The organism is Enterobacter sp. 22452 (genome assembly GCF_052045065.1).
Lineage (GTDB): Bacteria > Pseudomonadota > Gammaproteobacteria > Enterobacterales > Enterobacteriaceae > Enterobacter > Enterobacter mori.
In genome coordinates, this window is record NZ_JBQEOB010000004.1 from 1 (window position 1) to 15,171 (window position 15,171).

The following is a 15,171-nucleotide window of genomic DNA, read 5'->3' on the forward strand; positions in this document are numbered from 1 at the left end:
GTAGGCCGGGTAAGGCGAAGCCGCCACCCGGCGAAAATCAACTCACATGCCAATTTTAACCGGCATCCCCGACCGCCGTTCCAGTTCAGCGCCCGCCCCCTCGTTTCTCAGCTGCGTCCGCTGCGCGGCTGAAATGGGCAGAGGCACTTTCCGGGTTGACTCAAATTCCGCGCGGTTACGTGATAATGGCTCATGAACCTCAACCCAGCGGCTGCCGTCCGGCTCGGTGGTGACTTTAACGGGCCTGTCGATAAGCTGCACGCGGGTTCCTACGGGAACATTATCGAAAAGGTATTTGATGTCGTTATTACGCAGACGAATGCAGCCCTGGCTCACCCGCAGCCCGATGCCGAAATTCGAGTTTGTGCCGTGAATGGCATAGAGCCTGCCGATATAAATCGCATACAGCCCCATCGGGTTATCCGGCCCGGCGGGTACGAATGCCGGAAGGGTTTTCCCCTCTGCCGCATAGGCACGGCGCGTGTTCGGCGTCGGAGACCAGGTTGGCCCCTCCTGCTTACGCTCAACGGCCGTCACCCAGTTACGCGGGGTTTCGCGTCCGGCCTGACCAATGCCGATGGGCAGCACGTCGACGGTGTTACCGCCGGGCGGGTAGTAGTAGAGGCGCATTTCCGCCGCATTCACGATGATCCCCTCGCGGACGGTGTCAGGCAAAATCAGCTGCTGAGGTATTACCAGACGGGTGCCGGATTTAGGCAAAAAAGGATCCACGCCCGGGTTTGCTTCCAGCAGGTTGCTCAGCCCCTGCCCGTACTGCGCAGCAAAGGCTTCCAGAGGCAGCGTGTTGCCTTCGGGAACGGTGATGATAATCGGGGTTCCCACCAGACGACTGCCTTCCGGCGGAAGTGGATAGGTTACGGCAAACGCACCGGGAACAGCGGCGCACAGCGTAAGGACGAACCAGATAAGTCGAATCATAGTTTCCTGTGCTCATAAAAAGAGAAAGCCCGGGCTCAGGCAGGCTTTCTCAGTTTACGCTATCACGCCTCGGTTTTGCGCCACCTGCGCGTCAGTACTTTCTCCGCCTCGACAATAAGGAACATCACAAAACCAATCAGCAAGGTGATGACCCAGTAGCGGAACGGCAGCGCTTCAGTGCCAAACAGCATCTGCATGAAGGGTGCGTAAATAATAAGAAGCTGTAGCGCCAGCAGTACGCCGCTCACGATCCAAATCCCTTTGTTCGCCAGCAGCCCTTTGCTCAGCGAGAAGCCGTCATTCACGCGACAGTTGAGCATGTAGAACCACTGCGCTGTGACCAGGGTTTGCAGCAGCACGGTGCGGATAAATTCCGCCGAATAGCCGCGTGGCTGTAGCCAGGCTTCCAGCACGAAGGCGCTGATGGCTATCATCAGACCGACAAACACCACGCGCCAGATGGCATAGCCGTCCATCACATGGAGATTCGCCTTGCGCGGTGGCCGGTTCATGATGTTTTTCTCACCCGCTTCAAACGCCAGGCCAAACGACAGCGTGGCCGACGTCGCCATGTTCATCCACAGGATCAGGACCGGCGTTAGCGGGATCAGGTTCCCCGCCAGCAGCGCAATGATGATCAGCAAAGCCTGCGCGATGTTGCTGGGGATAACGAACAGAATGGTCTTTTTCAGGTTATCGTAAACCCGACGTCCCTCGTGCACCGCACTGGCAATGGTGGCAAAGTTGTCATCCGTTAACACCATGTCGGCGGCTTCCTTGGTGACTTCCGTCCCCTTAATCCCCATGGCGATTCCCACGTCCGCCCGCTTGAGCGCTGGGGCATCGTTTACGCCATCCCCGGTCATGCCCACGACTTCCTGTTTACTTTGCAGAGCCTGCACAAGGCGGAATTTATCCTCCGGACTGGTTCGGGCGAAAATATCGTACTGCTGGGCGGCGTCGCTCAGCTGACGATCGTCCATCGCCTCCAGCTCACGTCCGGTGATAGCGCTTGCGGCGTTACCTATCCCCAACATTTGCCCAATGCTCATTGCCGTTTGCGGGTGGTCGCCGGTGATCATTTTCACGCGGATCCCGGCCTGCAGACAGTCGGCAATGGCGGTAATGGCCTCCGGACGCGGCGGATCCATCATTCCTGCAATACCCAGCAGGATCACGCCATCATGCAGGTCCGGGTGATCCAGCTCGCGTTGCCCCTCACGGGCAGGTTTCCAGGCCGCAGCCACCATACGCAGACCTTCACGGGCATACTCCTCAATCTTACCTTCCCAGTAAGGCTGATCGAACGGCTGCAGTCCGTCATTCGTCTGCTGGTACTGGCAGAGGCGGAACAGGACGTCCGGCGCGCCAGTGATTAAAATCACCTCTTCATCGCCCAGCCGGTACAGCGTGGACATGTATTTATACTGCGAATCAAACGGGATTTTGCTGCGCATTTCGGTATCGAGCGGTGGGAGCGGAATTTTCGCCGCCAGCACCTTCAGCGCGCCCTCGGTTGGGCCCCCGGTGATTTTCCACAGCCCCTGCTCGTCTTTGATCAGCTGGCTGTCATTACAGAGGTCAATGGTGCGCAGGTAGCGTTCCAGCAGGGAACCCTGCGTCACGCTGACGGGCGTTGGGTCATCTACAGGGTGAATATTCCCCACCGGCTCGTAGCTGTCGCCCTCCACGCGATAGGTCGTGTCAGCGGTAATCACCGCTTTGACCGTCATTTCATTCATCGTCAGGGTGCCGGTTTTATCCGAGCAGATAACCGTCATCGCCCCCAGCGTTTCCACCGTGGGCAGCTTGCGAATGATGGCCTTGCGACGCGCCATGGCCTGTACGCCAAGCGAAAGGATGATGGAAATGATGGCCGGCAGGCCTTCCGGCACGGCGGCAACGGCGAGGCTGATAAGCGACAGCACCAGCTCAGAAACCGGCATATCCCGGAACAGGAGACTAAAGACAAACAGCGCCACCATCATCACCAGGATAGTGATGAAGATAGTCTTACCGAGCTTATCCATCTGCACCATCAGCGGCGTGCGGTGCTTTTCAATGTCGGACATCATCTGATTGATATGACCCAGCTCGGTCTCGCCCCCGGTTGCTACCACCACGCCTTTACCGCCGCCGGAGCTGACGGTGGTGCCTGAGTAGAGCAGATTATACCGGTCACCTAAAGGCAGTTCCCCGCTTAACGCATCGCTGTTTTTCTCAACAACGGTGGATTCGCCGGTCAGGATGGCCTCCTCCACGCGCAGGTTATGCGCCTCAATCACGCGCAGGTCCGCAGGGATACGATCCCCGGCACGGATCACCACGATATCACCCGGTACCAGCGCCGTGGTGGGGATCGTTTCATGATCCCCCTGCCGTACCACCACGGCTTCGCTGGAGAGCATATTGCGAATGCTCTGCAACGATTTTTCAGCATTGCTCTCCTGGATATGGCCGATCAGCGCGTTAATGATGGCAACCCCAAGGATCACAAACATGTCTACCCAGTGGCCCATAAAGAGCTTAAGCAACGCGGCCACCAGCAGAACGTAAATCAATACGTCGTTAAAATGCGCCAGGAAGCGCAGCCAGGCGGGTTTGCCCTTTTTTTGCGGTAACGCATTCTCACCATGCTGCTGAAGTCGGGCTGATGCCTCAGTGCCGCTAAGGCCTTCCAGGGTGGAGTGGATATTCGACAGGGTTTCATCAACGGTTTGTTGATAATACGGACGTTCAGGTTTTCCTGTTTTCATCGTTCCTTCCTCAGGTTCTATTCAGAAATCACCTTGCTTCTCTGTAATTAACGAATAACGAAAACAGGGACATGAGCGTAACGAACAATACTTGCTGCCTCTGATCCTAACAAATGAGTTTGAATATTGGGATTTCGCGAGCCGACAATAATCGCGCCGACAGCCAGTTCATCCGCCAGCTTTATAACCTCATCACGAACATTCCCGCTACGGACATGGAGATGAACACGCGCTTCTGGCAGATTTAATTTTTTGACCAGGTCAGACAGCTTTTCTTTCGAATTATTAATCATATATTCATCCATTTTGCGCGCATCTGAAATAAAACCACGCGTCAGTTCGGCTGAAAATTTGGGCATGACGTGCAGCAAATGAATGTCACCCGATGCGCTTTTCGCCAGAAACTGTGCATGCTGCAACGCTTTATCCGCCAGGCTTGTCTCGTAGACATCCACCGGAACGAGAATGTTTTTATACATATCGAGCATCCTTTTTATAACCAACACGAGAGTGAATGAAGCAAAAAAACGCATTAAATGCAGGGGGTTGCCCTTAATGCCAGTTACGGTAAAAGAGATGGATAATATTAAACGTAGCACAGGAATATCAGGTTTAGCGCTTCCCCACTGATAATGGTTATTTAACATTTATGTTTTCGCCGACTATGCTCATAGTCAGCCACCGCTTCCGGCTCATGGAGGAATGTATGTATGGTTTAAGCCTGATCCGCCTGGGTATGTTTATTGCACTCGCCATTATCGCCAGCACGGCGATTGGTTTATTTACCTATATGGTCGTCACTGTTCTGGCAGAATAGTGTCACCCCCTGTCCAGGTTATGGAATAAATAAAACAGTTATTTATTAGGGGAATACAGTGAACCGCTACCTCTCTCTTTTACCGTTCGTTTTGTTAACGCTCACGGCGTGCGACCCGAAACCGAAGCAAGCCCCCCCCCTCCCCAGGATGGTAAAAGTGGCGGAGGTAACGGTTCACGGCCACGCCCAGCAGCGCGTTTTTCCTGCCCGCATTGAATCGGGCGATGCCACAGACCTTTCCTTCAAGCGCGCAGGGCAAATTGAAGCGCTCGATGTCCGTCAGGGTGCTGCCATCAAACAGGGGCAACAGCTTGCCAGACTGAACGCCCGTGAAGCCCAGCAGCGGGTTAACGACAGACAAACAGCGGCGACGCTGGCCCAGAGGCAGTTCGACCGCTTCCAGACGCTGGCAGGACGACAGGCCATTTCAAAAGCCGAGATGGACGTGCAGCGTGCGAACCGCGATTCGGCGAATGCGGCGCTGCAGATTGCCCGGGAAGAGCTGAATCAGATGACGCTCGTTGCGCCCTTCAGCGGGACGGCAGCCAGCGTGCACGTGCGAAACCATCAGGTGGTGTCTGCCGGTCAGCCCATTGCGACGTTAACCCGTACCGATCTGCTGGACGTGGTGTTCAGCATCCCTGAAAACCTGTTTAAGACCTTTGATATCCGCAACGCGCAGTATCGCCCCGTGGTGAAAATTAACGCCATTCCGGATCGGGAATTTACCGCCGTCTACAAAGAGCATTCGGGCAGCAGCGACAGCAATACCCTGACCTGGCAGGTGATACTCACCATGCCGCGACCCGATGATTTTCCCGCCGTCGGTGGCGTAAGCGGTACGGTGACCATCAATTTAACCAACCTCCCGGCCGGTGCGGGTGCTCAGGCGCTCGTCGTACCGGTTGAGGCAGTCTTTAACCCGGACAACAGCCCGCGCAATGAGCCGCACGTCTGGGTCGTAACGGGAGAAGGCGACACGCTCCATCTTGAAGACCGCAAGGTCAGCGTGGGGCAAGTGAGTACCGAAGGCGTGGTGATCACCAGCGGGCTTAAGGCGGGCGAGCGCGTGGTGGCCGCAGGCGTTGGGGAACTCCATGCTAACCAGCCGGTGCGTATCTGGACGCGTGAACGGGGACTGTAATGGATATCTCTCGTCAATTTATTAATAACCCTGTTCGCGTCTGGCTAACGATTCTGCTGCTGGGCATCGGCGGTATTTTCGCCCTGTTGAATATCGGCAGGCTGGAAGATCCCGCCTTTACCATCAAAACCGCTGTGGTGGTCACCCACTACCCCGGCGCATCAGCTCAGCAGGTTGAAGAAGAGGTGACGCTTCCGCTGGAGAATGCCCTTCAGCAACTGCCTTATCTGGACAACGTGAGTTCCATCTCGTCAAACGGTCTGTCGCAAATCACTGTTAACATCGCTTCACGCTATCACTCGAACGAACTGCCGCAGATTTGGGATGAACTTCGCCGCCGCGTGGGCGATGCCTCGCGTCAGTTCCCGCCCGGCGTCGTCACGCCCTTTGTGAATGACGATTTCGGCGACGTGTTCGGCTTCTTCTTCGCCATTTCCGGAGATGAATTCAGTAATCCTGAACTGGTGAGATATGCGGAGCAGCTGCGCCGGGAGTTGATTCTGATCCCCGGCGTCGCGAAGGTTGCCATCGGCGGAGCCATTAGCCAACAGGTCAACATCGATATCTCCCTGACCAAAATGGCCGCGCGCGGCATTACGCTGAACCAGCTTTCCGCCCTGCTCAGCAGACTTAACGTCGTTTCCAGCGCAGGAGAAATCACTTCCGGCACCGAATCCATTCGCCTGCACCCGACCGGTGAGTTCGAGAATCTTGATGAACTGGCGGATATCATCATCACGCCTTCCGGCACCGGGGCGGCGACGCGTCTGCGGGATATCGCCACGTTGTCACGCGGGCTAAACGAATCACCCGCCAGTATCTACCATGCCAACGGCAAAAAAGCCGTCACCATGGGCGTCTCGTTTATTCCCGGCGTTAACGTGATCGACGTGGGCCACGCGCTGGAGGCGAAGCTAAACCAGATGTCGGCGGAAAAACCGGCAGGCATACAGATAGACCTGTTTTACGATCAGGCAGCCGAAGTGGGCCACTCTGTTAACGGTTTTATTATTAATTTCCTGATGGCGCTGGCAATTGTCATCGGCGTACTGCTGATCTTTATGGGCGTACGCAGCGGGATCATCATTGCGTTTTCTCTCGCGCTCAACGTGCTCGGCACGCTGCTGATTATGTATCTGTGGGGCATTGAGCTGCAGCGCATCTCGCTCGGGGCGCTGATTATCGCCCTCAGTATGCTGGTGGATAACGCCATCGTAATTGTCGAAGGGGTGTTGATTGCCCGACAGCAGGGCTCGCCTCTGCTGGCCGCCGTGAACTACATCATCCGCCGCTCTGCCCTGCCGCTGCTGGGGGCGACGGTGATTGCCATCCTGGCGTTTGCCCCTATCGGGCTGTCGCAGGATTCCACCGGGGAATACTGTAAATCCCTGTTCCAGGTGCTGCTGATTTCCCTGATGCTGAGCTGGTTTTCGGCGCTCACCCTCACCCCGGTGCTGATTAAGTGGTGGTTGTTTAAAAACGACAACATCCCCGATAAAACCGATGAGTCAGATCCTTACGATAAACGACTCTACCGCGCCTACCAGCGCCTGCTTAACACGCTGCTGCACCATAAGGCACCGACGCTCATTGTGATGGCTGCGCTGCTGGCAGCGTCTGTCTGGGGTTTTGGTGGCGTACGGCAAAACTTTTTCCCGTCGTCTAATACGCCGATTTTCTTTGTCGACCTCTGGCTACCCTACGGCACCGATATTAAATGGACCGAGAAAATGACCGGCGATATCGAAAAAACCATTAACGGCCAGCCGGGCGTCGAAACCACCGTCTCGACCATTGGTCAGGGAAGTATGCGCTTTATTCTGACCTACAGCGGACAGCGGCAGTACAGTAACTATGCGCAGATCATGGTGCGCATGGACGACCAGCGCAACATCTCCGCCCTGACGCGCCACGTGGACGAGTACATCGCGCGAAACTATCCGCAGGTCAACGCCAGCACCAAACGCGTGATGTTTGGCCCCTCTGGCGACAGTGCCATCGAGGTGCGCATTAAAGGTCCCGATCCTGACCGGCTGCGCCTGATTGCCAGCCAGGTGGACGACATCCTCACCCGCGACCCGGCCACGGGCAGCGTCAGGAACGACTGGCAAAACCGCAGCAAGGTGATCCGCCCACAGTACGTTGCCGCCCTGGGCCGTGAGCTTGGCGTAGATAAGCAGGACGTCGACAACGCGCTGGAGATGAACTTCTCCGGCAGCCGTGCGGGGCTTTATCGCGAAGGCAGCGACCTGCTCCCGGTCGTGGTACGCCCGCCAGAGAGCGAACGGCTGGACGCCAATCACCTGAACAACGTGCTGGTGTGGAGCCAGACGCGGCAGCAGTATATCCCGCTGAGTAACGTCGTCAGCCGCTTCTCGCTGGAGTGGGAGGATCCGCTCATTCTCCGACGCGATCGCTCGCGGGTGCTGACGGTTCAGACGGACCCGGACCCGCTAAGCCAGCAAACCTCCGGCGATATCCTCGCCCGCGTGAAGCCGCAGGTAGATGCCCTTCCCCTGCCACACGGCTACAGCATCGAGTGGGGAGGCGACGCGGAAAACTCCAGTGAAGCGCAGCAGGGGCTGTTCACTACGCTACCTCTCGGGTATCTGGTGATGTTTGTCATTACGGTGCTGATGTTTAGCTCGGTGAAAAATGCCGTCGCCATCTGGCTGACCGTACCGCTGGCGCTGATCGGCGTGACGCCGGGATTTTTAATTACCGGCATTCCCTTTGGCTTTATGGCGCTGATTGGCCTGCTGAGCCTGAGCGGAATGCTCATCCGCAACGGCATCGTGCTGGTGGAAGAGATTGAGCAGCAGAAAACGCAAAAGGATCAGCACGAGGCGATCGTGTACGCCGCCACCTCGCGCCTTCGCCCCATCCTGCTCACCGCGTTTACGACAGTTCTTGGCCTGGCTCCGCTACTGCTGGACGTTTTCTTCCAGAGCATGGCCGTTGTGATTATGTTTGGACTGGGATTTGCTACAATCCTGACGCTGCTGGTACTCCCCGTGATCTATGCGTGTTTCCATCGTAAGGACGAAGCCAAATAACAATGAATGCGACAGGGCTGAACATTATCAAGACGCTGGGCTGTATGACGGCGGTGACCTTCTTTACCATCTACAATACCTGGGATCATTATGATTATGACTATCACTGGATCCTGGGGTTTTTAACCTTTATTTCGACCATCGCCACGCCGCTGTTTTTTGTGGTTTCGGGCTATCTCGACGGACAGTCCCGGCACGGCACCCGCTGGCAGCTGGGTAAAATTAAAAGTCTGGTGATTGTTTTTCTGTTCTGGATAACGATCTACTACCTGTGGGAGCCCTATCAGCGCGGGTATTTAATCCAGCCCTGGTTCGTGTTCGCCTTTGTCGTGATTTACACCTTCCATCCGGCGGTGGAGTGGCTCAGCCAGCGGCGAGCGCTATTCTGCGGGGCGATTGCCGCCCTGCTGCTCTTTTCCTACGGATACGATCTGCTCTCGGCGCTTTATCCTGAAACACACATCTTTTCCCTGTCACCGCAGTATCGGCTGTGGACATGGCTGCTGTTTTATCTGACGGGGCAACTCTTCTGCGACCCGAAAATCGCCGAGTGGATTAGCCGCAAAAATGTCGTCAGGGCGGCGGTTGTCGCCATCCCGTTTATCTATCTCTTCACCTGGTTTTACGAGCGCCACTTCTTCTTCGCGCTGTTCAAGGCGGACAGAAACGCCTTTATTCTCACCGGCTCTCAAATTTACATTTTGATCATCGCGCTGGTGATTGCGGCGAACGGCGTGCGCTTTCGTCGCAACGCCGAATTCAAAGAGTCGGTTCTGGCCGCCATCAGCAAAACGATGACCGGCGTGTATATTGTGCACTACTCGGTGTTTCACCTGCTGACGGCGCTGATACCGGTGACCTCCCTCGGCATAAAGCTTTCGCTGATTGTGCTCACGTTCGTCACCTCTGTTCTCTTCTCCATGCTGGTATTGTCTAACGCCGTGGCAAAAAAGGTGATCACCCTTTAAAAGCCTAAGCGCAGCCAGGCAAAGAGCACGTTGCCGTTATTGTAGGTACCTGGAATATAGGTGAACTGGACGGTAACGCGCTTATACCCAGCCGAAAACAGCGGGAAGATGAACGGTAGCGGCACGTAGTTGGCAAAATCATCTCGCGCCGTGATGCCCGCTGCAGCACCGAGCCCCAGGCGGAAATCCTTCGCATTATCCAGATACCAGCCCTTCTCCCAGCCATAGCCCATCGCGGGCTGCCATTCGTTGTGGGAGTCCTTGAACATCATCGCGAAGAGCGCGCTCCAGTTGCCCTCTTCGTTATAGCGGGAAACGCCCAGCCCGCCGCCCCACGGCATTTCATTGTAATTGTCCGTTTTTTCTTTGTCGTACATAAAGCGAGCGTGCCAGCTCAGGAACGGCAGGTACAAATCGTAACGTTGAGGCTCTTCCCAGGTCTGGGAGATATCATCCGTCAGCGTATTCCACCAGCCGCTAATTCGCTGTTCTCCATAGACTTTCTGCTCGGCATGAAGCGGTGTGGCGAATAAAAACAGGACAATCCAGATGGCCGAAAAGGTGCGTTGCATTGTTTTTCCCTTAGCTTAAGTCACGCAGCGGTTTCTATTACTGTAATCCATTCAGCACTAACCGGAGCCAAACAGACTGATTTATCTCGAGGCAGGGGAAGATGAAATTTATTTATTCAGCGCCTTCCGGAAAGATAAAAACGTTTTCTCCGGCGTTTTGTCGCGGTAGTCTCATAGGTTCCGTTTATATGACGGACGCAACGTGAGTGACCTTTTCTTATACCAATAATTAAAAATCAGTACAGACAGGACAACTATGGACTCCACCCTCATCTCCGAACGTCCCAACGAGGAGACACCTTCGCTCAACCGTGCCCGCCGCGCAGCCTTAGGCAGCTTCGCGGGTGCCGTCGTCGACTGGTATGATTTTCTGCTCTACGGCATCACTGCCGCCCTGGTGTTTAACCGCGAATTCTTTCCCCAGGTCAGCCCCGCGATGGGCACACTCGCCGCGTTTGCCACCTTCGGCGTCGGCTTTCTGTTTCGCCCGCTGGGCGGGGTGATTTTCGGCCACTTCGGCGACCGCCTCGGCCGCAAGCGCATGCTGATGCTCACCGTCTGGATGATGGGGATCGCCACTGCGCTTATCGGTATTCTCCCCTCGTTTGCCTCCATCGGCTGGTGGGCGCCGATACTGCTGGTCACCCTGCGCGCCATCCAGGGCTTCGCCGTAGGCGGTGAATGGGGCGGCGCGGCGCTGCTGTCCGTCGAGAGCGCGCCGAAGCACAGGAAAGCCTTTTACAGCAGCGGCGTGCAGGTGGGTTATGGCGTCGGCCTGCTGCTCTCCACCGGGCTGGTCTCCTTAATCAGCCAGCTCACCACCGACGAGCAGTTCCTGAGCTGGGGCTGGCGCATTCCGTTCATCTTCAGCATTGTACTGGTCATCGCCGCGCTGTGGATCCGCAACGGGATGGAAGAGTCCGCGGAATTCGAACAGCAGCAGCGGGAAAAACCGGTCGCTAAAAAACGGCTGCCAGTGATGGAAGCGCTGGTTCAGCATCCTGGCGCTTTTCTGAAAATTATCGCCCTGCGCCTCTGTGAACTGCTGACGATGTATATCGTCACCGCGTTTGCGCTGAACTACTCGACGCAGAACCTCGGTCTTCCCCGCGAGCTGTTCCTGAATATTGGCCTGCTGGTCGGCGGGATAAGCTGTCTGACTATCCCCTGCTTCGCCTGGCTGGCAGACCGGTTTGGTCGCCGTCGCGTCTATATTACCGGGGCGCTGATTGGCACCCTCAGCGCCTGGCCGTTCTTTATGGCGCTGGAGGCACAGTCGATCTTCTGGATTGTCTTCTTCGCCATCATGCTCGCCAACATCGCTCACGACATGGTGGTGTGTGTGCAGCAGCCGATGTTCACCGAGCTGTTTGGCGCAAGCTACCGCTACAGCGGCGCGGGCGTGGGCTATCAGGTGGCAAGCGTGGTCGGTGGCGGGTTTACGCCGTTTATTGCCGCCGCGCTGGTGACTTTCTCTGGCGGAAACTGGCACAGCGTGGCGATTTATCTGCTGGCCGGTTGCCTGCTCTCTGCCGCCACGGCGCTGTTTATGAAAGAGCCTCACCACGCCTGATCTCACTTTTGTTTCACGGGCGTGTGACATACTATCGGGTAGAGTCACACACCTGTGGAACAAGGAGACAGAGATGAATAATAAGGGCTCCAGCCTGACCCCGGCTCAGGCGCTGGACAAACTCGACGCGCTGTATGAACAGTCCGTCAACGCGCTGCGCAGCGCCATCAGTGAATACATCGAATCAGGGAAACTTCCCGATGAAAAGGCCAGAACTCAGGGCCTTTTTGTTTATCCGTCGCTCTCTGTTACCTGGGACGGCAGTGCCAGCAGTAATCCCAAAACCCGCGCCTACGCGCGCTTCACTCACTCCGGCTGTTACAGCACCACCGTCACCCGCCCTGCGCTGTTCCGCCCCTATCTTGAGGAACAGCTGACGCTGCTGTATCAGGATTACGGCGCGCACATTTCTGTGGAACCTTCGCTGCACGAAATCCCTTATCCGTACGTGATAGACGGCTCGGCGCTGACGCTGGATCGCTCCATGAGCGCGGGGCTGACGCGCCACTTCCCGACCACCGAGCTTTCCCAGATTGGCGATGAGACGGCTGACGGGATTTATCACCCGGCTGAATTTTCCCCCCTGTCGCACTTTGATGCTCGCCGCGTGGACTTCTCGCTGGCGCGCCTGCGTCACTACACCGGCACGCCCGCGGAGCACTTCCAGCCGTTTGTGCTGTTCACCAACTACACTCGCTACGTGGATGAGTTTGTCCGCTGGGGCTGTAGCCAAATTCTCGATCCGGACAGTCCTTACATTGCCCTTTCCTGCGCGGGCGGGATCTGGATCACCGCGGAGACCGAAGCGCCCGAGCAGGCTATCTCCGACCTGGCGTGGAAAAAACACCAGATGCCCGCGTGGCACCTGATCACCGCCGACGGACAGGGCATTACGCTGATCAACATCGGCGTGGGCCCGTCAAACGCCAAAACCATCTGCGACCATCTGGCGGTCCTGCGTCCGGACGTGTGGCTGATGATTGGCCACTGCGGCGGCCTGCGCGAAAGCCAGCTGATTGGCGATTACGTGCTGGCCCACGCCTATCTGCGTGATGACCACGTGCTGGACGCGGTACTGCCGCCGGACATCCCGATCCCAAGCATCGCCGAAGTACAGCGCGCGCTCTATGACGCCACCAAAGAGGTCAGCGGTATGCCGGGTGAAGAGGTTAAGCAGCGCCTGCGTACCGGCACGGTAGTGACGACGGATGACCGCAACTGGGAGCTGCGCTACTCCGCCTCCGCGCTGCGTTTCAACCTGAGCCGCGCGGTGGCGATTGATATGGAAAGCGCCACCATTGCCGCGCAGGGGTATCGCTTCCGCGTCCCTTACGGCACGCTGCTGTGCGTCTCCGATAAGCCGCTGCACGGCGAAATCAAGCTGCCGGGCCAGGCCAACCGTTTTTACGAAGGGGCTATCTCTGAGCATCTGCAGATCGGTATTCGTGCGATTGATTTACTTCGCGCGGAGGGCGACAAGCTGCATTCGCGCAAGCTGCGTACCTTCAACGAGCCGCCGTTCCGCTAATAACAAGGAAAAACCATGCACACCACATCACCGCTCTCTGACCTGCGCCACTGGCTTGAAGCCAGCCATCTCGACGGGATGATCGTTCCGCGAGCGGATGCCTGGCAGAGCGAATACTGCGCCCCGTACGACGAAAAGCTGGCCTGGCTGACGGGCTTTGACGGCTCGGCCGGTCTGGCTCTGGTGCTGAAAGACAAAGCGCTACTCTTCGTCGATGGACGTTATCAGGTTCAGGCCCGCGTTCAGGTCAATACGGACGAGATTGAGATCCACCATCTTCACAACGAACCGCTGGCTGAGTGGCTGGCGAAAAACGTGGAGGCAGGGACGCGCATTGGCTTTGACGCGATGCTGATGACAAATTCAGAGTTTGAGCAGCTGTCTGCCACGCCGTGCGAGCTGGTGCCTCTGAAGGACTCGCCGTTTGACACGCTGTGGACTGACCGCCCAGCGGCACCAGCGGGGCTTATCCGCGAAATGCCCGTTGAGGTCAGCGGGGAAAGCAGCGCTGAAAAACGTCAGCGTGTTGCCGCCGTGCTGGCCGAACACAATGCTGATTTCCTCGCCGTGACGCTGCCAGACAATATCGCCTGGCTGCTGAACGTGCGTGGCTCAGATATCCCCTTTAGCCCGGTACCTCTCTCCTTCGCCCTGCTCAGCCGCGATGGTAGCGTGGAGTGGTTTGTTGACGATGCGAAGCTCACCGCATTGCCGGATGCCGTGCGTAATGCCTTCACTCTCGCCCCGCAGAGGGCGTTTATTGAACGCTGCCAGCAGCAGGCTGCGGGCAAACGGGTGCTGGTCGATGCCGATTCTGCGCCTGTTGCATTGCGCTTTGCCATCGAGCCGCAGGGAGAGATCGTCTGGCAGACCGATCCCCTCACCCTGATGAAAGCCTCGAAAAACCCGATGGAGCTGGCGGGCTATCGCGAATGCCATCATCAGGACGGTGCCGCGTGGGTTAATTTTCTTGCCTGGCTGAGTCGGGAAGTCCCACGACGCGAGGCGGCAGGGAATCCGTTGACCGAACTGGAGGTACAGGCACAACAGCTGGCGTTCCGCAGGCAACAGCCCGGATTTATTGAGCAGAGTTTTGCGACCATTTCCGCGTCGTCGAGCAATGCGGCAATGTGCCATTACCACTCAAGCGAAGCCAGTAACAAGCCCATCGGACACGACCATTTTTATCTGAATGATTCCGGTGGTCAGTACCACAACGGCACCACCGATGCCACGCGCACGCTGGCGTGGGGTAACGTCGACCCGCAGCAGCGCCTGCACTATACCGCCGTGCTGAGAGGCTTCCTGTCGCTCATTACCCTGCAGTTCCCTTCAGGGACTCAGGGACATCAACTGGATGCCTTCGCCCGTCGTCCGCTGTGGGAGATGGGGTTGGATTACGATCACGGTACCGGGCACGGCGTGGGGCATCAGTTGCTGATCCATGAAAACCCACATCGCATCGCCAAAAAGGTCACCCCGTGGCCGCTGGTGGCGGGGAATATCATCACCATCGAACCGGGCTACTATCTGGGCGATAGCCACGGCATTCGCATTGAAAATCAGGTGGAGATTGTGGAAAGCCGCCCGGGGTTCTGCAAATTTGCCTCGCTGACGCTGATCCCGATTGACCTAAACCAGGTGGAATTGCATTTGTTGAGCGAGCAGGAAAAGCAGTGGCTGGATGAATATCATCAGCAGGTACGTGAGGCGCTGTTACCTCTGGTGAACAGCGATGCGCGAGCGTGGCTGGTGGAGGCAACGGCGCCGATTCGTATGAACGGATAGTGCGGCTTTTTGCCAGGTGGCGGCTTCGCC

10 protein-coding genes are annotated in these 15,171 nt (G+C 57.0%); 6 read left to right on the top strand and 4 right to left on the bottom strand.

Annotated elements, in window-relative coordinates:
• Positions 1-42: 42 nt before the first annotated feature.
• From ldtA to ACTJJA_RS12660, 3 genes are all read right to left on the bottom strand, one after another.
• Positions 43-939, bottom strand: a complete 897-nt coding sequence (ldtA, locus tag ACTJJA_RS12650; protein WP_440668283.1) for a L,D-transpeptidase — start codon at positions 937-939, stop codon at positions 43-45.
• Between the two features lie 62 nt (positions 940-1,001).
• On the bottom strand, positions 1,002-3,695 hold the full coding sequence (locus ACTJJA_RS12655) for a cation-transporting P-type ATPase (RefSeq protein ID WP_440668285.1): 2,694 nt from the start codon (positions 3,693-3,695) through the stop codon (positions 1,002-1,004).
• Between the two features lie 47 nt (positions 3,696-3,742).
• Entirely contained in the window at positions 3,743-4,174 is a 432-nt protein-coding gene (locus ACTJJA_RS12660; protein WP_440668564.1) for a universal stress protein, read from the bottom strand.
• Between the two features lie 396 nt (positions 4,175-4,570).
• On the opposite strand from ACTJJA_RS12660, the gene ACTJJA_RS12665 reads away from it, so the two are divergent.
• From ACTJJA_RS12665 to ACTJJA_RS12675, 3 genes are read left to right on the top strand one after another with little or no spacing between them, the layout of a single operon-like run.
• Positions 4,571-5,656: an efflux RND transporter periplasmic adaptor subunit gene (locus tag ACTJJA_RS12665; RefSeq protein ID WP_440668287.1), complete on the top strand. Its 1,086-nt coding sequence runs from the start codon at positions 4,571-4,573 to the stop codon at positions 5,654-5,656.
• Positions 5,656-8,712, top strand: a complete 3,057-nt coding sequence (locus ACTJJA_RS12670; protein ID WP_440668289.1) for an efflux RND transporter permease subunit — start codon at positions 5,656-5,658, stop codon at positions 8,710-8,712. Before ACTJJA_RS12665 ends, ACTJJA_RS12670 begins: the two co-directional genes overlap by 1 nt.
• Positions 8,713-8,714: 2 nt before the next feature.
• Positions 8,715-9,680: an acyltransferase gene (locus ACTJJA_RS12675; protein ID WP_089600493.1), complete on the top strand. Its 966-nt coding sequence runs from the start codon at positions 8,715-8,717 to the stop codon at positions 9,678-9,680.
• Here ACTJJA_RS12675 and pagP read toward each other — a convergent pair.
• On the bottom strand, positions 9,677-10,252 hold the full coding sequence (pagP, locus tag ACTJJA_RS12680) for a lipid IV(A) palmitoyltransferase PagP (RefSeq protein ID WP_440668291.1): 576 nt from the start codon (positions 10,250-10,252) through the stop codon (positions 9,677-9,679). The genes ACTJJA_RS12675 and pagP overlap by 4 nt on opposite strands.
• A gap of 256 nt (positions 10,253-10,508) precedes the next feature.
• Here pagP and shiA point away from each other — a divergent pair, with 256 nt between their 5' ends.
• From shiA to ACTJJA_RS12695, 3 genes are all read left to right on the top strand, one after another.
• Positions 10,509-11,825 (top strand): shikimate transporter, encoded by a 1,317-nt coding sequence (shiA, locus tag ACTJJA_RS12685; RefSeq protein ID WP_440668293.1) that lies wholly within the window; start codon positions 10,509-10,511, stop codon positions 11,823-11,825.
• 73 nt (positions 11,826-11,898) lie between these two features.
• Positions 11,899-13,353 (top strand): AMP nucleosidase, encoded by a 1,455-nt coding sequence (locus ACTJJA_RS12690; protein ID WP_108418191.1) that lies wholly within the window; start codon positions 11,899-11,901, stop codon positions 13,351-13,353.
• Between the two features lie 15 nt (positions 13,354-13,368).
• Positions 13,369-15,141 (top strand): aminopeptidase P family protein, encoded by a 1,773-nt coding sequence (locus tag ACTJJA_RS12695; RefSeq protein ID WP_440668296.1) that lies wholly within the window; start codon positions 13,369-13,371, stop codon positions 15,139-15,141.
• The last annotated feature ends 30 nt before the right edge of the window (positions 15,142-15,171 follow it).